Source organism: Niallia sp. FSL W8-0635 (assembly GCF_038007965.1).
Classification (GTDB): Bacteria; Bacillota; Bacilli; order Bacillales; family Cytobacillaceae; genus Niallia.
In genome coordinates this window covers 1,514,963-1,539,414 of the sequence record NZ_JBBOYD010000001.1, presented here as the reverse complement: position 1 = coordinate 1,539,414, position 24,452 = coordinate 1,514,963, and the positions used below count along the sequence as shown (strand labels likewise).

The following is a 24,452-nucleotide window of genomic DNA, read 5'->3' as shown; positions in this document are numbered from 1 at the left end:
TTTTTCTTTTCTGTTTTAATCAAACGCCTTTAAGAATTAGCTAGTCAGCTTTTACAAAAAAAATCAGAAGTATCTTAGCACACGCAAAATACTCCTGATCCATCCTCTATCTATTAAATTTTCATTTCTTTCCCAGTAAAATCAATAAATCCTAGTTCGCTAGTTATGTCTATCTTTCCTTCCAAAATATCAAGGATACCATTTGCTGAATCTTCTGGATAACCTGTTGCATTTTCCCCACCCATATCTGTTTTAATCCAGCCAGGATGGACGGCATATACGGCAATGTCCTTGTCTTTTACATAGCTTGATAATTGAACAGTAAACATATTCAGTGCCGCTTTCGAAATACCATAAGGAAAGTCTCCTCCATAGGCATTTTGAATACTTCCTGCTTCTGAAGAGATATTGATGATGGCTTGTTTTTTCCCATTATATAAAAGGGGTAGAAAATGTTTCATTACTCGCATCGGTCCTAATACATTGACATCCATCGTAAATTGAACATTATCAAAATCCAACTCTTCTATTGCTTTTCCTCGTTCTGTTAATACTCCTGCATTATTAATAATCCCATCAATGGAACTAACATCGTTTGCTACTAATTCAGCGGCTTTTGCAATAGAATTTTCGTCTGTAACATCGAGAAAATAGGTATAAACTCTGTCTGGATATTGTTTTTTCAATCGATTAATAGGTGCATCTTCTGCGACCGTTCGAACTCCCGCAAGGACAGTATGACCTCTTTCCAAAGCTGTTCTAGCAAGATGAATCCCTAATCCTCTATTAGCTCCTGTAAGAACAATTTTCATTCCTTATCCTCCCATTCTTTATCAGCATAGACGAACTTTAGATTGACACCATCACCCTTTTTCTGGCTGAATCTCTGTATGAAGCGCTTTAAAAAATTGCTGTATATATTTATAGCTAGAACCGAAATCTCCTAGAGCTCCTTCTTTTGAACAATATATATCAATTGCAGATTGCATTCCTGCTAGTTTATACACGGTGATAATCATTAAGCTAGATCCTTTGCTTAATACGATTTCCCCACGATCTGTATCAACTTTTTTTAAATCCCAATTGGACATTTTTCTTTCTACTACATTTTTTACCGTTTCCATTAACCGATCACGACTTTTTTTGTAATAGCGAGTCTTTAATTCAGGAACCTTAGGCTGTTCCTTTGTTTCTTCAAAACTTTTAAATACACCTACGAGCACACGTGTTATAGACAATTCTTTTTCCTCCCCCGATTCCAGAAATCTACTATTTTTCTAACATCCACTAGTAAGAAAACTTCCAACCAGACGGTTTTCCAACACCATTTTTGGTTTCGTCAGCAAAATGTAAGAGCTTTCTTTTTCTTTCCATTATATCTTAAATTAAAATATCAATCTAGATTAAACTATTTAGGCTTGTCAATCTCAAATGGATTCTCTTAATAATATATTGTCCCATTACACAGCTTATGCCAAATAAGCAGTGTACCTAAATACACTGCTTCCATACTTAGTTCCCCTTATCCAATATTGGTGGGGTTCGATGCTTTGTCGCTTGTTCATAGCTATATGCCATTTCTATTAAACTTGGTTCACTATATGCTAATCCTGAGAATGTTATCCCCATCGGCTTTCCTTTTGGTGTATAGCCTGCTGGAACTGTAATAGATGGATATCCTGCTTTTGCAGGCATTGCACAACCTAAATATTTCGCAAATAATAACCCATCTAATTGATTTTCTTTCATCGTTATGTCGATTCCTTCTGTTGTAGAAAGTCTAATATCTGTTTCTCGATGCTCTTTATACTTTGCATCTTCCAAATTCCCATTTAACGTTTCACAATACTCAAGAATCGTCTGACCATATTTAACTAAATCTGGATGCTGTTTATTAAATGCAATAACCTCGCTTAATGAATGAACAGGAACTTCTTCAGAAAGTTTATGTAAGTAGTTATCTATGCCATATTTAAATTCATGGTAGAGAACAATGGAATCGAATTTTTCACGGGGAATGGTAACATCTACCAAGACAGCCCCTTGCTTTGTTAACTCTTCCATCGCTTCCTCAAACAAGGCTATCTCTTCATCCTCTTCTGGCAAGAAGGAACGATCCATTCCAATTCTTTTCCCTTTAAGTCCATCTGCTTTTAAAAATGCGGTGTAATCACTTGGCTGCCCGATACTTGTATTGGTCACTTCGTCTGCTTCATCTACTCCTGAAATGATCCCTAAAAGTATTGCTGCATCACCAACGGTTCTTGTCATTGGACCTGCCGTATCTTGACTGTGAGCTAGTGGGATAATTCCCGTACGGCTAACGAGACCAAGTGTAGGTTTTATTCCAACAAGCGAATTATTACTAGCAGGACTAAGAATGGATCCAGATGTTTCAGTTCCAATTCCAACCACTGCAAAATTAGCAGCAATGCTTGCACCAGTTCCCGAGCTTGAACCACCCACATCCCAAACACCAGGACCATATGGATTCATGACCTGTCCACCTAAAGAGCTATAGCCATTAGGCATATCTAATTTCGTAATAAAATTGGCAAATTCTGAGAGGTTAGCCTTTCCAATAATAACGGCTCCTGCTTCTCGAAGCTTTTTAACAATAAAAGCGTCCTCTTTAGCAAAATTATGCTTTAATGCAATGGAACCTGCAGTTGTTGCCATCGAATCATTTGTATCAATATTGTCTTTTATAATAACAGGTATGCCATAAAGTGGTCCCACTTCATGGAGTACCTTCCTTTTTTCATCTAGCTCTGCTGCAATTTCTAATGCATCAGGGTTTATTTCCCTAATAGAGCATAATGCAGGATCAAATGATGCAATTCGATTTAAATATTGCTTGGTCAGCTCCAAAGAAGTAATTGCACCAGACTCCAGGGCTTTCTGTGTATCTAAAATAGTTGTTTCTTCTATATTATATGGAATGCTACTTTCTGTTTTCATGTTCCCTTCTACCCCCTTCACGTTTTCTTTAGTATAGCCTGTTCAAATTCTCCAGAGAAGCAGAATCTACTACTTTATCAAAATATTTCGATATGATAAAATTTTCCTAAAAAGGGAGCCAACAATTATGTATCATTTTGAACTTATTACACAAGAACAAGCAGAAGAAATTGCATATCACTGGCATTATGATGGAATTTATGGCTTTTATGACATGGAGGCAGATGAAGAGGATTTAGCTGCGTTTCTTGATAGTGAACAAAGAAATGAGTCCATTTACGCTGTCACAGATGAAGATCAACTTATCGGTTTTTTTAGTATAAACAAAGGAGAAAATAATACAATCGATATCGGTCTTGGTTTAAGACCTGATTTAACAGGTCAGAACAAAGGATATACGTTTTTAACAATGGGGATGAATTATATAATAGAGCATTTTTCCCCTTCCTTTATCAGCTTGGCGGTTGCAACATTTAATAAGCGTGCTATTAAGGTTTATAGGAAAGCAGGATTTCAAGAAACAACTACGTTTATCCAATCGACAAATGGCGGAGAGTTTGAATTTGTTATTATGATTTATACTTGTTCCCCTGCAGCTAAAAAAAGTGTTGATTTCGTTTAAATGCAACCAACACTTTTTTAATTAGTTTATGAATATCTCTAAACCTGGATATACCAACTGAACAGGACCGCCATATACATTTTTTGCTTCTTCCACTAGCTTTTCCTGTTCACCATATTGGGGAAGATGTGTCAAAAAGAGCTGTTTTACTTCGGCTTGGTTTGCGAGTATCCCTGCTTCTTCTCCTGTAAGATGGCCTTTAACGACTCCAAATTGTTCCTTATAGATACTAGCTTCACTTATTAAAACATCTGCATTCTTCGCAAAAGAAATTAAATCATCCTTCCACTCTGTGTCTGCCGTGTAAAGAATGGACTTTCCTTCGGCTTGTATTTTCATTGCCAAGCAATATACTGGATGAATCGTTTCACAAAAGGATAGATTGAATGGTCCGATATTAATTGATTTTTCAACCGAAATTTCTCGTCCTTCTGTATAGACATCATGGGTTAGGTCATCAAATTTAGAGTCTCTTTTATGTCCATAGATCGGAAAGGGCTCTATTCGTTTTCCAAGTTTATTCTCCACTAACATTGCATATTGGAGGCAACCAACATCAGCGATATGATCATAATGATAATGGGAAAGAATACATGCATCTAAATCCTTTAAATCCACATAGGATTGAACCTTCGATAACACACCACTCCCACAGTCGACCAATAAATGAAATCCTGCAGACTCCAATAAGAAGGAAGAAGTAGGACTATCCTTCCCTGGGTAACCCCCATACTTTCCTAAAAAAGTGATTTTCATCGCTAATCCTCCTTAGGTTTTAACTTCTTCTTCCATTATTACCTAGTTCGATTCACCATATAATCTACTAAGTACTTTAAAAAGCTGGTCTTTGTTGGTAATGCTTCGACGATATCTAATGCCATACAATAATGCTCCCACATTTCCTTACGAGCGCCTTCTACACCTAGCACTGTCACAAATGTAGAGGTATCATTGTCTTCATCCATTCCAGCTTTCTTCCCTAACGTTTTTAGCTCTCCTTCTGTATCTAGTAAATCATCTTTTATTTGAAAAGCAATCCCAGCATGATAAGCATATTTCTTTAATAAATCCATGACTTCATTTGATACACCTGCTAAGATTGCAGGCATTAGAAGCGATGCCTCAAATCCGATACCTGTTTTATAAAAACAAAGGGTATTCAGTTCTTGAAGAGTTAATTGTTTCCCTCTGGATTCTAAGTCCATCAACTGCCCTTTACACATGTCAGCAGTAGCTTTCGTTGTATAACGAATAAGTTTTAATACAATCGATCCATCAAAGTCTTGTAAAGTAGCTTGTTCTTCAATCGCTTTCTGTGTAAGAAATAGCCCCGTTAATTCTGCTGTTGCCGTATCATACACTTCATGTAAAGTCGGTCTTCCTCTTCTCATCGCCGCATTATCCTGTGATGGTAAATCGTCAAAAATAAGAGAAGCTGTATGCATATATTCTACCGATTTCAATAATGGAACGATTTGGGCATTATCCAGCTCGAATTCTTTTACCCCGATAAACCATGTAATAATCGGTCGAATTCTTTTTCCAGTACCTGCAAGACTGTAATTTGCTGCTTCTGTCACGATATCCTTCTCAAGCAACGCATTTTCTGTGATTGGCAGCATCTTATCAATTGGGGAACGGATAGCTTGAATCATTTCAGAAAACTCTTCCTGCTCTCGTCGATTTTCCTTTAAGGTAGTAATCATGTGGTCACGAAGCAGTTTATCAAAAAAGTCTACATCATCCGCCTTTTCGACCATTTGTTGCAGAATCCGATTAAAGGGAGTTATTCCCTTTGTCAATATTCTCATTAAATCACTATATTTCTGTTCACCCAATTTTTCCTTTAGTCGCTTTAAACCATTAATCGCGCGATCTAATATGACTTCCTGTGTTTTGGAATCAGATTGATAGACTTCATGAATTAAATACGAAATAACGGCCCAATACATTTCAAAAGGATTGATTAAATCCTTTCTCGTTTGATGATAGGTTAGATAATACGTATAAGGGGTTACTGCCCCATCTTTTTTATCATCAAACATATCCGCTAAATCATCTGCTAACTGATTATAAATGCCGTAATAAAAGGTTCGTTTATCATAGCCTTCATCCTCAGGTGCATTCATTAACGAACGAACAATCTGTCTGGAAGCAGAAGATTTAAGAATTACTGGAATATAAATTTCTTCATTAGAATAAGTGCTATTGGTTAACTTCCTTTCCCTGTCGACCTCTTGTGAATGAAAGAAGATATAGGATTGACTTAGAAATAACTCCCAGGTCATAGAATCATGCTGAAGCCTCATATATTCAAATGCTTCTTTTAACTCACTATGAATGAATGCAATAAGCTCTTTATTCTCTCCATGCCATCTTCCTAATTCTGGGACAATTCCTGTTTCTAAAGTTGTTCGAATTAACGTCGTATACTGTTTTTCTTCCTCTATAGATAAAATTTTCGCATCAAGTAAATCATCAATTAAGGGATAGGTTAATCCATAGTAAAACCCAAGTTTCATCGCCTTTTCTAGACGGGTTTGCCGATCTTGCTCTGATAGCTCTATGCCTCTTCTATCTTCCAATTCATGCATCAAGACCCCTGCAAGGATTTTCAGGATTTTCCGTTGTGCGTGCTCCACACTCATTCCTTTTGGTATTTGTGAAGTGACCTGTTTCAATTTTTCTAACAACCATATCATCGTGTGCTCGACTTTTTCTTTTTTAGCAAGTTTATACAGACTTGATACACTAAAACTGTCATTCTTTATATCTTTCTTTAAAAGGTGAGTTTTTACATTGTTGACTACTTCGTCCATTCTTTCTTGCGTATGTCGGGATGAAAGCGTCTTTCCTAAATCACGCATATATAAATACGAAATACTTCGATTCAAATAATCATCTAATTTACCTGCGTAGTTCAACCACTCTATATAAGGACGATATCCCTTTACAATCGGTTTTCTTTTTTTTCGGGAAAAATAAGTAAGGATGGAAGGAGAATGAATATGGTTTATCTTCCACGTTTGAAAGTCATTCGTTAAGCGTGACACATAAGATTGATCCGTTAACTGATTTTGAAGGGATTGAAAATAACGAGCAGCTTTATGCTCTGCCGATCGATATTCCTCATTTATTGCATCTTTTAACTTTATATTCATAAGAACATTACCTCTGCTTTACCTTTAAGTTCGTTTAACTAGTCTAATATAATCGGTTATCTTCTTTATTATAACTAGAATGTTCATTATCTCCTATTAATCTATATATTTCATTAGAAAAACTCTCCTATTTTGGAAGGAGAGTTTTTGGATTAGATATATTATTGTTTTATTTTGGCTAAGTGTTGCACTTGAGGGAGATGCCTAGATAAAATTTATTAAACAAATAACTGTCTGTTAGCTTTTTTATAGGATTTCTTCTTTTATGAGAGGGGCTTTCTCTTTTACCTTTCCCCCTTGATGTTCCTCTTTAAAGTAACAGAGACTACTCCTTTAGATTCTTTAAACAGAAGTAGCTTTTTCTTTAGAAATCGATGCTGTTGATTTCGATTCAATTGCTTTTTCCAATATGGATGGTCTAGCTAATATTAATACCGAAACAATTAGAGTACATCCCGCCACGATTAGAACCCACTGTGCTGGTACGTAATCATATAGTACACCAAATAATAAGGTTCCAACAGGCATCATCCCCATCGCAAATGTCTCTAAAATCGTAAAAACTCTTCCTTTATATTCATTTGCAATTTTCTTTTGCATCAATACCATGATTGGAATATTCACCAAAATATTGACCGCTCCAAATATAAACATAAGGGCGAAATAATAGATAAAAACAGACATAGCCGAAAAGGGAATAAGCATTGGAAGAGCTGCCGCAATTACTAATAATCCTAACGTAATTATTCCCAATCTACTAACTGATAAGGGCTGTTTAAACTCCTTACCAAAAGAGAGATAGATAGAGAGAAGCAGCGTCCCAACTGCAAAAGCACCTTCTACAATCCCAAACTGCACGGATGGCATTTGCAACTTCGTATTAACGATAAAAGGAAACCCAACATTAAATGCTGTGAAAATAAAGTTAACAATCAAGCTAATGCTAATGATTGCCATCAATAATGGCTGTAGCCTTATATAGTTTAAGCCTTCTTTTAAACTTTCAAAAACCGATTCTTTTTTCACTTGTTGCTCTCTTTCTTTTTCAAAAAGGGTAAAATTCATGGTGGAATCGAGTATAACTGCGATCAATGATGCGATAAGATAAATGGTTAGAAACACGGACATGGATACTAAGCCAAATAATATTCCACCGATAGCCGGACTTGCGATTTGCGCAATGGAAATAGCTATTTGATTTAAAGAAGATGCTTTCTGGATGCGAGTTTCATCGATTAATCCTGTTAATGATGAAGTAAAGGCATTACTTGCAAACATAGAGGTAATGGACAGGATACAGGACGTTGTATAAATAGCAGGTAAAGACAATCCCATCGTGATGCTATAAAGGAGTAATCCACCAATTGAAATTGCGGAAACTGTTTGCGCCGTAATAGCAATTATTTTTCGAGGATACCTGTCAATTATGGACCCAGCAAAAGGGGCAACAATGGTTCTAGGCAAGATATTACATAGCATATTCACGGCAAAACTCATCGAAGAACCAGTCAAATGCAAAATATACAAACTAATAGCAAATGTGTAAATTTGTGATCCAGCTGTTGCAATTAATTTACTACTGACAAATGTCCACAAGTGATATGTGGCTCTCTTTTGTAATCGATTTTCATCCAACGAAACCCCATCCTTTTTTAAAGAAGTTTAATTTAATTAAACAAATAATAGCATACAAAAATTTCCCTTTCAAGGAAAAGTTTAATATAATTAAACTATCGAAGTAAGGAGTGTACCATTTATGCTAGGAGAACGAATACGTGCATTGAGGAAACAAAAGAAAATGACCTTAGAGGCATTAGCTGGTGACAGATTAACAAAAGGCATGCTTAGTCAGATTGAAAATAATAAGGCTAAACCTTCTATGGAGAGTCTGGAATATATTGCGGAAAGACTTGGAGTAGAGGTAACGGAATTATTAGAAAAGGTAAGTCTTGCAGAATTAAGAAAAGTGTTAGAGGAAGCGGAAAAGATTCATGAAGAATTTCGTATTTATTTCAAATTCTCCGATGAAACCATTGAACAAAGTAACAAGCTAATTTCTCTTATTAAGCCCTACATTCCTAATTTAAATGAAAGCTATGAATCAGCGCGCTTATTGGAAATTTTTAGCCGTAGTCTATTTTGTCTCGATAAAGAGGAATGGAAAATATATTGTGAAAAAGCAGCTCAAATTTATGACCTACTCAATCTGACTGCTAATCGAGCAGACATTGCAATCTTTAGGGGGATAACCCTTTTTGTGGTACATCACTATCAAGAAGCTTTACATTGTTATCTAGAAGAACGAAAACATATTGAAACAACCCATATAAAAATTGATCCAATGACTCAAGTCAATTTAGACTATCATGCTGCCGCCATTTACTCAGCAATCGGTGATATTAAAGCAACCTCAGGAGCTGTGGAAAGAGCATTAGTCTATTCCAAAAAAGAAAAGCTCTACTACAAAACAGACGACATATATAAACTTGCTACCGTAGTTGCCTTATTAGTAGAAGAAGAAGAAAAATTTCATTACTACTTAAAAAAATTAAAACAGTATGGAGAATTTGTGGAAGATGAAATGTTTACGGAACTTTGCGATGTTATTTATGTAGAATATTTGCTACATAGTAAAGGTCATTATCCAGAGGCAATGACGATTATTGACAAATATGTAACTTTTGATGAAGAAAATCAAGAAGTAACCGGTGGCAATTGGAATATGCTTCAAAAGGGAAAAGCAATGTATTTTACGAAAGAATATGAAAAAGCACTTAGCATCTTAAAAACTGTTCAAGTCCCGAAATTTATTAACCACCCTGTTGACCAAGCGCTTTATTTTACAAAGGAAATATTTATGGCTCTTTGCTATAAAGAGCTTAACAATATGGATAAAGCACGTAAATATGCAAAAATTGCGTATGAACATTTTTTACCGTTGCCTGAATCTATCTTTCGAAAACTTAGCTTGAAAACATACGAAAATATGTGTTGAAGCTTTTCCATTATACAATTGTAAAATCTAGCTCATGTATAATCAAAAAACGGGTATGAAAAAATTCACACCCGTTTTTTCCTATATCGCTAAAATCTCTTTCGTAAAATGAATATAATCCGTGAAATAGCCATCCACCTGATACTCCATTACTCTTTCTTGTTCCTCTTTTTGTGTTTGCTTATTCGTAAAATACACATGAACTTCTTTTCCCTGCTTATGCAATTCATTTACAATTTTCTGCGTAACATCTGCAGACTCTATTCCAATAATAGGAAAATCCACCTCATTTGCTTTTTTCAGAGAAAAAGATTCTTTTCTAAAAAGAAGAGCTAGTTCTGTATGCGGAGCCAGTTCTTTAATTTTCAATAAACTCTCTTCCGAAAAAGACTGAATGGTTACTAAGTTTTTATCGAGTAATTGGTATTCCTCTAGCAACTGAATAAGCTTTTCTTCCATTGCTAATTTTCCATTAACGAGCCTTGTTTCAATATAATACCTTTGGGAATCATGAAAGGTCTCAATTATTTCCTTTAATGTTGGAATTTCTTCCGTTATCACTTTACTATTATCCGATTCCAATGTTTGAAAAGACTTTATCTCTTCTAATGTATAATCAGAGACCTTTCCCTTTCCATTTGTCGTACGGTCAATCGTTTCATCATGCATAGCGATTAATTCGCCATCTTTTGTCATCCTTAAATCTATTTCAAGGGAATCTACCCCTGAATCGGCAGCTATTTTATATGCCGTAATGGTGCTTTCGTTATACCATTCATTTGCCCCTCTGTGTGCAATTACTCTTGGAGTGTCCTCTTTTTCTATCGTTGGTTGGGCAACGACAGATACGGAATTATCACCACAGGAAGTAAGAGAAAGGATGAAGAAAGGGATGAGCATGCACACAATCCAGTATTTAGTCAATAGAGACAGCTCTTTCCTGCCTAATTGCTATTGCCTGTTCTGGATAGTCTGTGATAATCGCTTCCACATTCGCTTCTATTAATTGCACCATCTCTTCTATTTGATTTACTGTCCATACTCTTACTAGATTTTTTAATTCCTTCCAATCATTCAGATGATCGATTACCATATCTTTATGAAGATGTAGTGCCTCTAATTCTAGGCTTTTTATGTAATCAAGAGGATTAGAGATTGCTTGACTTAACAACCATGCAATCGAAGCAGATGGATCAATCGCCTTTATTCTTAATAACGTCGGTAAATGAAACGAAGAATAAACGACCTTACGCCCATTTCCATATTCGTTCACAAGTGCGAGCGTCTTTTCTTCCATTCCTTCGTATTCAAATGTATAAGTTTTTAGTTCAATATTTAGTTCAATTGGGTATGGTGCTAACAATTGCAATACTTCTTTTAAGGTTGGTACCTTTTCTAATAACCAGCTTTCTTCATAATCAGGAAGGGATGAAAACTTACTTCCTGCACTAAATTCTTTTATTTCCTCTAATGTATATGCTCTTACAAAGCCCGTTCCATCTGTTGTACGGTTTAAAAATTCATCATGAATGACAACCACTTCGCCATCCTTTGTCATATGAACATCTAATTCAATTCCATCTACGCCTTGTAAAATTGCTTGTTTAAAACTAAGAAGTGTATTTTCTGGATATTTTCCTTTTGCTCCTCTATGTCCATATACTTTTGTTTGATTCATGTTCTTCTCCTCCTTTTTAATAGAAAGCTCTGTTATAAATAATGTTGAGTTTACTGTGTGTGAAAAATAAACGGCATATTTCCGTTTAAATTAGGAAATGTCCATATTTCCTTAAAAATAACGGAGGATTTTCCGTTTAAAGTATCCAAATCTTTGGAGTTTGTCTTATTTAAAGCAGTTATTCGGAATTTCTCCGCTTATATCTACTACTTAAGCCCCCTCTATAAACATTAGCCGGAAATTCTCCGCCTATTTTACAAGAAAATCAACAGTGTATTAAAAAGAGCCTAATGGATAGAAACAGACCAACAAGTATTAAATTTATTTAATCATGTTGGTCTATTCCCCTATATCTTATTTTCTTGCTCGATTCGCCTTTTCAATAGCTTCATTTAACTGTTTCACCATCGTGCTATATGTTTCATCAACATCCCCGCCGTTATAAACCGTTTCAAGGGCCGTTTCACTAATACGGCGACCTTCTGGAATCATATCCATTAATGCTCCTTGAGTAGCATAAGATGACTTTGTTGATTGTAACTGCTCAACTGTTACTTTTAATTGTGGCATCTGTTCATAAGCATCTTTTACAACTTGTTGATCATAAGCATCTGGATTTATCGCAAAATACCCTGTTCCAACATGCCATTTCCCTTGCACTTCTGGAGTTTGTAAGTATTTCATAAATTCCCAAGCAGCCTTTTTCTCCTCACCACTCTTATCTTTCATCATCCAAAGGCTAGCTCCCCCAATAACAACCCCTTGTCTTTCTACTGCTTCTGGGTGGGGAATAAATGCAACACCTACTTCAAATGGTGCATTATCAATTACGTCTCTCGCACTAGCAGAAGATTGCATAAACATTGCTACATCTCCTGCAAGGAAACCAGCGACCATATTGTCACCATTTGTACCATAGTTAGCGAATGTCTTATCATCAATCATCTTTTTAACCCAATTAAATACAGACTTCCCTTGTTCCTCTGTAAAGCCAATCTCTGTTGGTGTTTCAGTACGGCCATTATCATTGTTCATTAATAAAGCCCCTTGGTTCGCTAATAATTGTTCATATAACCAACCATATGCTTGGAGCGCAAATCCCTTCATTTCTGGATTTGCTTTTGCAATTGCCTTTCCTGCTTCTTCTACTTCTTCAAATGTTGCTGGTGCTTTCTCTGGATCTAATCCAGCATCCTTAAAGGCATCCTTATTGTAGTACATAACTGGTGTAGAAGAGTTAAATGGCATCGAATAAAATGTGTCGTCAATTTTATAATAATTCGTGATGTTTTCTTCTAAGCCACTCATATCATAGCCATCTTCATCAACAAGTGTTTGAATCGGCTCGACAAATCCGCTGTTAATCATAGATTTTGTACCAATTTCAAAAACCTGCATCATCGTTGGAGCACTTTCTGTCCCTGCAACTGTATGAAATTTCGTTAATGCTTCGTCATATGTACCTTGATATTCTGCATTTACTTTCACCTGATCTTGAGAGCTATTGTATTCATCCACAATCGTATTTAATGCTTCTTGTGCTGCCCCTCCCATTGAATGCCAGAAGGTAACGGTTGTTGGACCTTCCTTCTCTTCTTCGCTATTAGTAGATGATTCTGTATTATTGCTACATCCCACAATTAATAAAACCAATGAAAGTAAAAACATACTTAGCAACTGCTTTGATTTAGTCATTCTTCGTACACTCCCTAATTTATCAATTATTTTAAAGCTCCTTCCGTTAAACCTTTCTGGAGTTTTTTCTGCCCCAAAAATAATAGGATTAACGTTGGCAAAACAACGATAATTGCGCCTGCCATGATAACGCCCCATTCATTTAACTGTTCCTGTGACTGCAGCTGTCTTAGACCTATTTGTACAGTACGTACACTATCATTTGTTGTTGCAAGTAATGGCCATAAGTACATATTCCATGACGTAACGAATCCATATACGCCAAGGGTAATCAAGCTTGTTTTAGCCATTGGTAATACTACCGTTAAATAAAATTTAAAGTCTCCGATTCCTGCTATTTCACTTGCTTCCTTTAACTCTTTCGGGATTTGCTTGAAATTCTGACGCAAGAGAAAGGTCCCAAATGCGGTTGCGAAAAAAGGAATTGTTAAGCCATTATAATGATCAAGCCAATTAAGATTTCTTATCGTTTGAAAGTTCGGAATAATTGACGCTTCAAATGGCACCATCATGGTTGCAATGAAGATAAAGAAAATAAAATCTCTTCCTTTAAATTCTAAAAATACAAATGCATAAGCTGCTAAACTAGCAAGTATTAATTGCCCTACCATAATGACGATGGATACGACAAAACTATTTAATAAATATTGCATTAATGGAAAGCGGTCAAATACTTTTAAATAGTTGTCTAATGTTAAGCCTGTCGGAATTATTTTTCCAGTCATAATATCCTGTGATGACATAAAGCTCATCAGAAATGCAATAATGGCTGGAGAAAAAATAAGTAGAGCTGCAATCGTTAATAGAATATAAAAGATAATTTTTCTATGCATTGGCAATGTCACTGATAATGAACCTTCCTTTCTCCAAGCTTAAATTGAATGATAGTCAGAACAAGAATAATCACAAAAAGAATAATCGCTTGAGCGCTTGCCGTACCATATTGGTAGTTCATAAACGCCTCCTGGTAAATGGAATAAACGATTAAATTTGTCTCATTCTGCGGTCCACCTCTCGTTAACATATCGACTTGGCCAAATGTTTGAAAGGCATTAATCAATGTTACAGTTAACACAAAAAATAAGGTTGGCGACAACATCGGAATCGTAATTCGTCTTAGCTTATAAAAGTATCCTGCACCATCAATATCAGCACTTTCATATAGATAGGAATCTATGGATTGAAGCCCTCCTAATAAAATCAAGAAGGTAAATCCAACATTCATCCAAATCGTGGAAACGGAGACAGATAATAAGGCCCAATTAGGATCTGTTAGCCAACCAATCGGATCCAAACCAAATGCTTTCACAATACGATTAAGCCAACCTATAGTAGGATGAAATAAGAACATCCAAAACACGGAAGCCGCCGCAACAGAAATTCCCATGGAAGAGGAAAAGACTGTCCGAAAAATACCAATTCCACGGAGCTTTTCATTCGCAAGCACGGCTAAAAATAAGCTTACGATAATAGTTCCTGGTACTGTGTATAATGCAAATAACAGGGTTGATTTTAAACTTTTCAAAAAGATTGGTGATTTAAAGATTTCAAGATAGTTTTCCAATCCTACAAACACGGTTGGGTCTCCTCGATTATCTGTTAAGAAAAAGCTCAAATAGATCGTTTTTCCCAATGGGTAAAATAAGAAGACACTAAATAATAGAATAGAAGGCAATAGAAATAGCATCCCTTTTAACAAATGCTGTAACCGCTGCTTCCTTTTTTCTTTTAAAAAGTCTACAGAATGCTGTGCTTCCTGTTGATATACGATTTCACTCATAGTCCAACAACCTCTTGTTCTTTAATAGCAACTGCTGGGCGAATTAATTCTCCTGATTCAGAATCAAAAAAACAAATATTCTTGGAAGACAATTGGACAGGTACACGATCTCCTACTTGAATTCGCCATTGTCCTAACCATTTCGCTGTCCACAGCTCTTTTCCCACTTCAAAGGTTAATAACGTTTCATTACCGAGCTGTTCTACATTAATTACTTCTAATGTATGGCTTGTCTGTTCTGCTGTTCCTGGGAAAATATGCTCTGCTCTAATTCCCATCGTAAGATTTGGATGTGATAATAAAGGGAGCGTATCCTCTTTGTCCATCATAATTTGCAGACCATTCTCAAGAACCAATTTATGATCAATCAGTTTCGCTTTACTTAAATTAATTTTTGGTGAGCCGATAAAGGAGGCAACAAATAAATTAGCAGGCTGATTATATAACGTAATCGGTTCGCCAACTTGCTGGATTTTCCCATCATTCAATACCATGATGCGATCTCCCATTGTCATTGCCTCGACTTGATCATGGGTAACATAAATCATCGTTAAACCAAGCTTTTTTTGTAGGCGGCGAATTTCTATTCTCATATGAGCACGGAGCTTTGCATCTAAATTAGAAAGTGGCTCATCCATTAAGCAAATAGGAGCTTCACTTACAACAGACCGAGCTAAAGCTACACGTTGTCTTTGACCGCCTGATAGTTCTCTCGGTTTTCGCTTTAATAATTCGGTTAATCCCATCATTTTAGCTGTTTCTTGCAACCTTTTTTGTTGCTCCTTCTTGTCTACTTTTTTGGCACGTAAGCCGAAAAGAATATTTTGTTCCACCGTTAAGTGTGGATATAATGCATAATTTTGAAAGACCATTGATAAATTACGATCCTTTGGCGGCAAGTGATTGACTATTTGATTATTCATCTTCAATACTCCGCCTGAAATTTCTTCAAGACCCGCAATCATTCGCAATAATGTACTTTTTCCAGATCCTGACGGTCCAACAAGAACAAAAAACTCCCCTTCTTCTATCGAAAGACTAATCTCATCAATAACCGATTTCTGCTTATCGTATGATTTAGAAATGTCCTTCATTTCTACTGCTACCACTATCAAACCCCTCCCTATTTGAAGTACATTCCTATTTAAACATACAAATTCATCTTAAAAACCGAATTTACCAATCATTAACAAACTCATAACAACGGTTTGACAAACTTCAATTTCCCTTTACACGCTTTACATTTTTTAAATATTCTAAAATCAAAATAAATAGTGAGAGCACAAAAAAAGCTTAGAGCTGAAAACTCAAACGCTTCCGTTTTGAGGTGCTTTTCTTAAAATGGGGGCCGATTTGACAGTGGCCTTGGCATCGTTATTGGTATATGAAATGGGAAAACTCGCCATTGGAATGATTAATATAATACCCTCACTTACTTTTGGTACGGTTCGCCGTAATACATTAAAACGAGGACTCTCGGACTAACTCCCTTTTAAATAAAATGTTTTGTCCTGAATCGAGTAACCGGCAACATGAAAATAAGCGGAGGTTTTCCAGTTAAATGCTGAATAGAGCTTGTTTTGGGGTATATAAGGGAAGTTTTTCCGATTATACAAAGCAAAATCCTCTTTTTTCGCATTGATCGAATCAATAGGCGGAATCTCTCCGTCTATTTAAGCCTTTTTTTATAATAATTACTAAATAAGCGGAAATTTTCCGTCTATTTCCAACTCAGGCGATTTACCTTATACTCCAACCGATAAGTGCGGACCCTCGACACTCAAAACAGCACTACAAAGGACAGAAGACTTGACATCTTTGCTATGCCAAAGGTAAGGGAATTCCGTAGAAGCCTTGATAAATAAAGAAAAGACGTATGCCAATTCATACGCCAATTCTTGTGTCATTTAATTAGAATGCACCTGAAAACTTTAAGCTTTTTTGTATTTTTTATAGTTCCAATGTTTCATTAATATTTGTGTCTTCTGCTTGTTGACCGGTAATTCTTTTATAAAAGAAGACCATATTCTTCGTGAAGCTTCCTGTATCCCAGTATTCTGCTGATTCTGCTTTCACTTTAATTAATACAATATTAGGATCATCGTATGAAGTTTGCATTATTTTTTCATAGGCTTTACTCCATAATTCTTTCTTCTTTGCAAGGTCATCTACGAGTTCAGCTCTTCCTCTGATAGAAACATAGGATTTTCCTGCATAGGCGACATTGACTTCATTTTCATGCAAAATCTCTTCGTACTTTTCTGTATCCTTCTTTGTCAGAAACCATAAGTCTCCATCAAATTCTACTTCTTGTGTTTTCATTGGACGGGACACAAGACCTTCTTCGGAGATAGTTGTAAGCATCGCCGTATCAACATCTTTTATTAAGTCTCTTAATGTTTCAAGTTCTTCTTGCATTATTATCACCTCTGCTTGGTTTTTACAGATATATTCCCCTTAAACGGAACTTTTAATCAAAGGCAATTTAATCATCTATCTATACTAGTTTTAGTATAAGGAACCAAATAGCAGGAATTAATAGCGCTGGCAACAGATTTAATGTCTTAAAATTTTTAATACCTAATATACTTAGGCCTGAACTTAAAATAAGGATTCCACCAATAATCGATATTTCAGCTAATAAATCTGGTGTTAGAAAGTTTGCAAGTAGGCCTGCTGTCACATAAAAAAAGCCTTGCCACAAAAATAAAACGAGAGCGGAAGCCGCAATCCCAAATCCAAAGGTAGACGCTAATACAATAGAAGTAACCCCGTCTAAAATAGCATTTGTAAAAAGATATGTATGATTTCCTCTCAAAGCACTTTCAATTGGACCTAATATGGACAGTGTTCCTGCACAAAACAACAGAATTGCCGTCGATAATCCTTCTGCTAAATTCCCTTTTGAAAATTTTGCGACCATTCGTTTAAAACCATTTTCAATATCTAGCCTTTCTCCAATTAATCCACCAATAGCAAGACTAACTATAAAAAGAACTGGATACTGACTATCTGGCATATATTGAACAATAGAATGAATCCCAAGAGAAGTTGCAGCTAGTCCCATTGCTTGCATTAATATATCTTGGTACTCCACTTTGATGCCTTTTTTCAAAAGACTTCCAATCGTACTTCCTGCTAGAATCATGAAGCAGTTAAATAGTGTCCCAATCAATTTCTCTTCTCCTCGACTTTTTATTTATTGAAATTAGCTGTCTTACAAAAACAGGATTTCATATATATAAAGTCATTTTATCTTACCCCGCTGCATTTTTGTAATTATTTTAATTAACATCTAGCTTTTCATTTTTATTATTTCTTTGCTCCATCTGCTTAAATAGCAAGGTTAAAACTAAAATAAGGAATAAAGCAATAATAGAAGACCGCAAAAGTAAAATACCAAATAACACACTAAGCACGATTGCCATTCCTTTTATCCATGGAGCAGCTAATAATTTGATTGCTGCAAATAAGCCAATTAATGCATTAGCGATGAAAAAAGCATTCGCAAGTCCAACTAATTGCTCTACTGTCACGATTTTTATAAATAGCAACACAACAAAGAAAAGATGTATCAATACAAGAAGTGTAATTGCTTTATATGGAGCACCATTGGAAAGCTTTTTCGTTAAAAAATGAAAAGGTGGAACTGTTTTTGATAAGTCTGCTATCAGTCGAGCTACTCCTCCAACAACCATTAAATGGGTTGTTATACAAAGTCCCGTTGCCACGATTGCGAGTAAACCGATAGCAAATTGACCAAATAGGGGGTACATAACACCAGCTAAGCGAATGGGAAATGAACTGTTATATGTCGTCCATTGTACAGCTGCAGAGAGCACTAAATTAACAAGCAAAATGACTGTTGCACTAAAAAAGATGGCTTTTCTAATCGTCGACCTCGGATTTTTCACTTCACTGGAATAATTCCCGATAATTTCCCAGCCTACAATTGTCCAAAAAAGAAGCAAAAGGCTATATCCAAAGGAATCGAAGTGAAATTCTGGAAAACCCCAAGTTCCAGTATGCTGATTAAGCAAAGCAAATATGCTTCCACTGACTAGAATCAAAACTGCAAAGGTAGAAATAAGAAAGGATAGTTTCCCAAGAAAATTCAAACGGAGCAGTAAAATAGAGCCATTCAAAACTAATAAGATAATCGCAATCCATTCCACTCTTATCTGATTAGGAAATAGCCAAATCTGAAGGTATTCAGCTGCAGTCATCATGACTGCGACTGGCCCCATAAGTGCTGCAATCATGAGAAAGATGGAGGCAAGATTTTTTATCTTAGCCCCAAATGCCCTTTCCATTGCATTCCCAAGACCAGCTTCTCCTGGAAATTGAATCATTAATTCTCCACAAACATAAGCAAAGCAAATTCCAATTATAGACATGACTAACCATGCAATAACCGCATAGTTTCCTAGATTTTCATAAATAATGGTTGGTAATAAAATAATTCCTGATCCTAATAGCGGACCAATGATTAATCCACTTAAGGTCAAAGAACCAATTTTTCCGTGCTTCATTCTTTCTACCACTCCCTAAAAAAAATTTATCTACTTCTTATTCCCTATTGTATTTCTGTTTTGCAATTCAGTAAAATAGATATGTAAGATAGATGGTATCGGTTTTACCGATAATAGGAGAGGATACAATGGAAATTCGCCACTTACAAACGTTTAAAGCTATAATAGAAGCAGGTGGTTTTGCAAAGGCAGCCAATCATCTTGGTTATGCTCAATCCACGATTACATCTCATATACAAGCATTAGAAATGGACTTAGAGGGCCCGCTCTTTGATCGACTTGGGAAAACAATTGCTTTAACAGAGCTAGGTAAATCCTTTCTTCCCTATGCAAATGAAATGCTTCGTTTACATAAAAGTGCAAAAGAACTTCACCAGTCTTCTGTTACTAAAAAAGGAAAAATCACTATTGGAGCTTCAGAATCATTAACAGTTTACCGACTTCCAACGATAATTCAGGCCTACAAAGAAAAGTTTCCAGATGTCCATTTATCGGTTCGTATGGGTACATGTGAGGAGATTCAACATTTAGTTGAAATAGGAGATTTAGATATTGCATTACTTCTTAATTTAGAATTTAAAAAGCATCCATCGTTAGAAACGATTAAAATGTTAGATGAACATATGAGCATCATTTCTTCACCAGGAAATATGCAGCCTAATTCTATTCTTTATTCAGAAAGCAATTGTCCCTATCGGATGATTTTTGATAAATTTATGGAGGAGGAAAATATTATTCCCTCTTCTATTCATGAATTTTGGAGTATTGAGGCAATCAAGCAATGTGTTCAATGTGGTCTAGGATTAGCACTTGTTCCTGAAATTACAATTCAAAATGAACTAAAGGATGGCCGTTTATCTGCACAACGGATAGATAAGAAACATGGTCAAGTTGCTTCCTTTCTTTTTTATCATAAAAGCAGATGGGTTTCTCCAATTGTTCATTATTTTATAGAAGAAGCTTCCGCCTATTTTAAAAAAGAGGAAGTACAAAGGAAACAGCAGGAAGTATCAAGTTGAAACATATATGAAAAAAGAAGCCAGTTAAACCCTAACTGACTTCTTTTTTCACTACAGGTTATGCAATTGCTGTTTCTTTTTTATGTTTATTGTTTCTTCTATTATTAATTTGATTTTTGATATATGGCATTGCATATCGGTCAAGACCGAATTTACCTGCATTTGCACCTGCTACGATAACGAAGATTGCTAATAGGATCATTTGTCCATTTGTACTTACTGTTCCACTGAATAAGAAAGCGAAGTTCATTACCATACCCATTAATGTTGCAAAGCTTGTAAATAAACCTAAGATTAACGCAATCCCTACAAGTACTTCTCCCCATTGAACCATGAAACTGAATAAATCTGCATTAGGAAGTGCTACATGCTCTAGAAATGTTGCCCACCAGCCTTGCACTGCTGGATGATCGCCTGTGCTACTTGCGATGGCCCCTTGTAAAAATCCACTTGCGTCAAACCCACCACTTGTTATTTTTTCATAGCCTGCATGAATAAATTGATAACCAAGATAAATTCTAAATATCGCTAATATTCCTGCCACCACTTTATTATTTCTTAATAAGTCTAACATGTTACTCCATCTCCTTAAATTTAGTTATTAGTTTATTTATTTGATGATATTGTTCACTATTTCACATTCACTTTTACAAGATCTTGTTTGTTTCTTACTACACTTATATAATATCACCATTTTCAACGTAAGAAAGGTATTTGTGATGCAATTCACATTTAGTTCACAAAGTTATGTCTGATTTGTGAACTAACTAGACGGATGTCACTATCTATAGGGAAACAAGACATTCATTATTCCTTTTCCTAACACAAAGAAAGGTACTGTAAACTTCACAGTACCCTTTCCTGTTATTCTTCTTACAATTCCTCATACTTAAAATAAGGAAAATAGCTTGGTTTCTTTTGCCCACTTAAATCTTGTGTGCAAACCCCGACAAAGGTTCCTGTGAAGCGGATATAATCTGCATCATCATCTGATAAATGACTAATATCGATTTTACTGCCGATATCTATCCAATCACCGTCTCCTTCTGCATAAGCAAACTGAAGCCATTGTTGATCGACTTTTGCCTTTAACTTAATTTCTACAGCAGCCTTTAGGGGGATGTCTTGATCGAGTAGTTCATCATATACACCATGTTTTGATTCAATTATTCCAATACATTTCCCTAATGTTTCATGTGTCGTAATTCGCAGGTACACATAATCGTCTGTATCATAATAAAAAATTAATCCAGCCATTTGTTGAAAGTTTTCTGGAGTATAATCAACTGCCGTTTCTACTTCTGCTGTGAAAGCCTCTAATCTCCGAGCAAGCAAGCTTTGGCGATGAAGAGAACTCATCGACTCTCCACCTTTTAATGTTAAATAGCCTGGTCTCTCAGTAAGAGAAATCCATTCTTCGCTAAATATTCTTCTTAAAGAATTCCAGTATTTTTTTAAGGTATGACCTTGGAAATCATCATGGTTGCTCTCTTGTTCAAAAGGATGTGGTTCTAAATCTGGTGCCTCCACAACGGTTGAGGGATTTGGCCCTCCTTCAACACGAAGCCAATTATCTTCTGTCCAATAGCATTTTTGAATGGCTGTTTCTCTTCCTAAAATACATTTTTTATCGACTACTGGTCTTCCGCATAGATGTGCCATATACCATTCACCATTTTGGGTTTCCACTAAGCTTCCATGTCCTGCTTTTTGTAGTTGATCTTTATCATTTTCATTGGAAGTCAAGATTGGATTAGTCGGATCTATTTCGTATGGACCGAATAAAGAAGTGGACCTAGCTACCGTTACTGCATGGGTATACCAAGTTCCTCCTTCTGCAGTCACTAAATAATAATAGCCATTTCGCTTATATATATGAGGTGCCTCTGTTAAACCAATCTCAGAACCTTTAAAGATATTTTGAATCGGCCCAACTAGCCTTTTTTCTTCTACGGAATATTCCTGTAATGCAATTCCTGCAAATGAATTTGTTCCTTTACGAAAATCCCAAATCATATTAACTAACCATTTTCGTCCATCCTCATCATGAAACAAGGAAGGATCAAAACCACTGCTATTAAGATAAACCGGTTCAGACCAAGGTCCTTCCATATTTTCAGCAGTCACTAAATAGTTATGTGTATCCTTAAAAGCTCCTACTCTACTCTTCACATCTGTATAGATTAAATAATACATACCATCTGAATAACTTAAACAAGGTGCCCAAACCCCACCTGAATTGACATTCCCAATCATATTTAATTGGGATTCTCTTGTTAATGGATATGTTAGCAATCTCCAATTAATCATATCTTTTGAATGATATATTTGCACCCCCGGAAACCATTCAAAAGTAGAAACAGCAAGATAATAGTCATCCTCTACTCGCAAAATAGAAGGATCAGGATGATAACCTGGCAAGACTGGATTGATTATTTTACTCATTACGTATCCCCTTTTCTTAGAATGATAAATGCTCATGACATTTCGAATAAAAACTATTTAGGAAAAGAATCTACAAAACTAGTAAATTCCCTCCCAAATAGATACACCTTTTAAAAACTATATTCTTCTTTTATCCATGATTAGTTCGCACTTCTAGCTTTTAGATCACTGATAATGCGAGGATATATTTTATCTAAACGATAGAAAAGCATGAGGATAATCAAGAAAACAGTAATAGCCATTGGGATGTAAATAAATAATGATTGGATGGAAAGTAATGCTGCACTCGTTTGCGTGCCTCCACCGCCAACATATCCACCAAATGCCAATACCCAGCCTATAACAGCGGTACCTAATCCACTACCGATTTTGATACCCATACTTCCTCCGCTATATACCATTCCTTCATTTCGAATTCCTGTTTTCCATTCTCCATACTCAATCGTATCACCTAGCATCGCAAACATGCTTCCATTAATCGGTGCTTTTCCGATTCCTCTAATAATAGTACCGGTTACAATTAGAGCTATATTGGTAATATCAATGAGCATAATGAGATAACCAATTAACGTAATTACTTCCCCAACAATAATGGCATTTCTTTTTCCAAATCTTTTCGTAATTGGTGCTACAATGACCATTCCTAAAAGGATAAAAACTGTATAAGCTGTTGTTACAAGCCCAACTAGAAGGGTATTATCTAAAATATATTGTGCAAAATAAATTACTGCACCAGAATTTAAGGCGTTGAAAATATAGGTCATAAAGATGAAAGCCGTCACAAGTGCCCAATATTTATTTTTACCTAGTGTTCTTATGCTGTCTTTTAGTTTTACAGGATTCTGTTGCTGTTCTTTGCTAGCAGGCTTTACTCTTTCTGTTGTTGATTTGAAACAAAAGTAGAAAAGACTACTTCCAATCGATCCAAAAATTAAGAATGTTACAATCCATCCAAATTGCCCTCCACCAAAGACATTTGCAAGTGGAAGCGTTAAATTACTAACAATTAGTGATCCGATTAACGCCAGACTCATGCGAAATACATTTAAAACGGATCTTTGATATTGATCTTGTGTGATTAAGGAATTTAACGTTCCATATGGTACATTTAAGCCTGTATACACAAGACAAACTAAATTATACGTAATGGTAATATAAACAACTTGCCAGACTGTGCTAACATCAGGAACAGTGAACAATAATACAGCTGAGATGGCAAATGGAATCGCTAGCCATAATAGCCAAGGCCTCGCCTTACCATGCTTCGATTTCGTCTTATCAATGACATAGCCCATCAATACATCTGTAACACCATCAAAAACGCGGGAGAATAACATGATGGATCCGATAATTCCTGCCGCAATACCAATAACATCTGTAAAGTAATAAACGATAAAAATGCTCATTGCTTGCCAGATAAAATTACTAGCTAAATCACCAGAACCATAACCTATTCTTTCTAATAAGCTTATCTTTTCTCCTGCTGGTGTAGCTTGTGTAGGAGTAACCTCTTCTCTTTGCAAATTGGTCGACATCTTTATTCCTCCATTATTTTAATTTGTTC

At 35.8% G+C, this 24,452-nt stretch carries 21 protein-coding genes; 3 read left to right on the top strand and 18 right to left on the bottom strand.

Annotated elements, in window-relative coordinates:
- Positions 1-113 precede the first annotated feature (113 nt).
- From NYE52_RS07200 to NYE52_RS07190, 3 genes are all read right to left on the bottom strand, one after another.
- On the bottom strand, positions 114-812 hold the full coding sequence (locus NYE52_RS07200) for an SDR family oxidoreductase (protein WP_341192452.1): 699 nt from the start codon (positions 810-812) through the stop codon (positions 114-116).
- A gap of 51 nt (positions 813-863) precedes the next feature.
- Positions 864-1,238 (bottom strand): hypothetical protein, encoded by a 375-nt coding sequence (locus NYE52_RS07195; RefSeq protein WP_341192451.1) that lies wholly within the window; start codon positions 1,236-1,238, stop codon positions 864-866.
- Between the two features lie 274 nt (positions 1,239-1,512).
- Complete coding sequence (locus tag NYE52_RS07190) at positions 1,513-2,961, bottom strand: amidase family protein (RefSeq protein WP_341192450.1); 1,449 nt, start codon at positions 2,959-2,961, stop codon at positions 1,513-1,515.
- A gap of 124 nt (positions 2,962-3,085) precedes the next feature.
- Between NYE52_RS07190 and NYE52_RS07185 the strand changes: the two genes are divergently transcribed.
- Positions 3,086-3,583 (top strand): GNAT family N-acetyltransferase, encoded by a 498-nt coding sequence (locus NYE52_RS07185; RefSeq protein ID WP_341195131.1) that lies wholly within the window; start codon positions 3,086-3,088, stop codon positions 3,581-3,583.
- A 21-nt stretch (positions 3,584-3,604) separates the two neighbouring features.
- Here the strand turns inward: NYE52_RS07185 and NYE52_RS07180 are convergent, their stop codons facing one another.
- From NYE52_RS07180 to NYE52_RS07170, 3 genes are all read right to left on the bottom strand, one after another.
- Positions 3,605-4,339: an MBL fold metallo-hydrolase gene (locus NYE52_RS07180; RefSeq protein WP_341192449.1), complete on the bottom strand. Its 735-nt coding sequence runs from the start codon at positions 4,337-4,339 to the stop codon at positions 3,605-3,607.
- Positions 4,340-4,377: 38 nt separating this feature from the next.
- On the bottom strand, positions 4,378-6,744 hold the full coding sequence (locus NYE52_RS07175) for a polyprenyl synthetase family protein (protein WP_341192448.1): 2,367 nt from the start codon (positions 6,742-6,744) through the stop codon (positions 4,378-4,380).
- Positions 6,745-7,086: 342 nt separating this feature from the next.
- A complete protein-coding gene (locus NYE52_RS07170) occupies positions 7,087-8,379 on the bottom strand; it encodes an MFS transporter (protein WP_341192447.1) in 1,293 nt (430 codons plus the stop codon).
- Positions 8,380-8,500: 121 nt separating this feature from the next.
- Between NYE52_RS07170 and NYE52_RS07165 the strand changes: the two genes are divergently transcribed.
- Complete coding sequence (locus NYE52_RS07165) at positions 8,501-9,739, top strand: helix-turn-helix domain-containing protein (RefSeq protein WP_341192446.1); 1,239 nt, start codon at positions 8,501-8,503, stop codon at positions 9,737-9,739.
- 81 nt (positions 9,740-9,820) lie between these two features.
- Here the strand turns inward: NYE52_RS07165 and NYE52_RS07160 are convergent, their stop codons facing one another.
- The 9 genes from NYE52_RS07160 to NYE52_RS07120 form a co-directional block, all read right to left on the bottom strand.
- Positions 9,821-10,663, bottom strand: coding sequence for a glycerophosphodiester phosphodiesterase (locus NYE52_RS07160; protein WP_341192445.1), 843 nt, complete (start codon positions 10,661-10,663; stop codon positions 9,821-9,823).
- Entirely contained in the window at positions 10,656-11,417 is a 762-nt protein-coding gene (locus NYE52_RS07155) for a glycerophosphodiester phosphodiesterase (protein WP_341192444.1), read from the bottom strand. Before NYE52_RS07155 ends, NYE52_RS07160 begins: the two co-directional genes overlap by 8 nt.
- A gap of 354 nt (positions 11,418-11,771) precedes the next feature.
- Positions 11,772-13,112, bottom strand: coding sequence for an ABC transporter substrate-binding protein (locus tag NYE52_RS07150; protein ID WP_341192443.1), 1,341 nt, complete (start codon positions 13,110-13,112; stop codon positions 11,772-11,774).
- Between the two features lie 26 nt (positions 13,113-13,138).
- A complete protein-coding gene (locus NYE52_RS07145; protein ID WP_341192442.1) occupies positions 13,139-13,957 on the bottom strand; it encodes a carbohydrate ABC transporter permease in 819 nt (272 codons plus the stop codon).
- Positions 13,954-14,892, bottom strand: coding sequence for a carbohydrate ABC transporter permease (locus tag NYE52_RS07140; RefSeq protein WP_341192441.1), 939 nt, complete (start codon positions 14,890-14,892; stop codon positions 13,954-13,956). The genes NYE52_RS07145 and NYE52_RS07140 overlap by 4 nt, the downstream gene beginning before the upstream one ends.
- Positions 14,889-16,001, bottom strand: coding sequence for an ABC transporter ATP-binding protein (locus NYE52_RS07135; RefSeq protein WP_341192440.1), 1,113 nt, complete (start codon positions 15,999-16,001; stop codon positions 14,889-14,891). Before NYE52_RS07135 ends, NYE52_RS07140 begins: the two co-directional genes overlap by 4 nt.
- 841 nt (positions 16,002-16,842) lie before the next feature.
- Positions 16,843-17,310 (bottom strand): pyridoxamine 5'-phosphate oxidase family protein, encoded by a 468-nt coding sequence (locus tag NYE52_RS07130; protein WP_341192439.1) that lies wholly within the window; start codon positions 17,308-17,310, stop codon positions 16,843-16,845.
- A gap of 79 nt (positions 17,311-17,389) precedes the next feature.
- The gene (locus NYE52_RS07125) at positions 17,390-18,067 is read right to left on the bottom strand and encodes a DUF554 domain-containing protein (protein WP_341192438.1); all 678 of its coding nucleotides are present in this window, start codon (positions 18,065-18,067) and stop codon (positions 17,390-17,392) included.
- Between the two features lie 109 nt (positions 18,068-18,176).
- Positions 18,177-19,424, bottom strand: a complete 1,248-nt coding sequence (locus NYE52_RS07120; protein WP_341192437.1) for an APC family permease — start codon at positions 19,422-19,424, stop codon at positions 18,177-18,179.
- 128 nt (positions 19,425-19,552) lie between these two features.
- On the opposite strand from NYE52_RS07120, the gene NYE52_RS07115 reads away from it, so the two are divergent.
- Complete coding sequence (locus NYE52_RS07115) at positions 19,553-20,443, top strand: LysR family transcriptional regulator (protein WP_341192436.1); 891 nt, start codon at positions 19,553-19,555, stop codon at positions 20,441-20,443.
- Positions 20,444-20,501: 58 nt separating this feature from the next.
- Here the strand turns inward: NYE52_RS07115 and NYE52_RS07110 are convergent, their stop codons facing one another.
- The 3 genes from NYE52_RS07110 to NYE52_RS07100 form a co-directional block, all read right to left on the bottom strand.
- Positions 20,502-21,017 (bottom strand): DoxX family protein, encoded by a 516-nt coding sequence (locus tag NYE52_RS07110; protein ID WP_341192435.1) that lies wholly within the window; start codon positions 21,015-21,017, stop codon positions 20,502-20,504.
- Between the two features lie 299 nt (positions 21,018-21,316).
- A complete protein-coding gene (locus NYE52_RS07105) occupies positions 21,317-22,888 on the bottom strand; it encodes a glycoside hydrolase family 43 protein (RefSeq protein WP_341192434.1) in 1,572 nt (523 codons plus the stop codon).
- Positions 22,889-23,028: 140 nt separating this feature from the next.
- The gene (locus NYE52_RS07100) at positions 23,029-24,423 is read right to left on the bottom strand and encodes an MFS transporter (RefSeq protein ID WP_341192433.1); all 1,395 of its coding nucleotides are present in this window, start codon (positions 24,421-24,423) and stop codon (positions 23,029-23,031) included.
- Positions 24,424-24,452 lie beyond the last annotated feature (29 nt).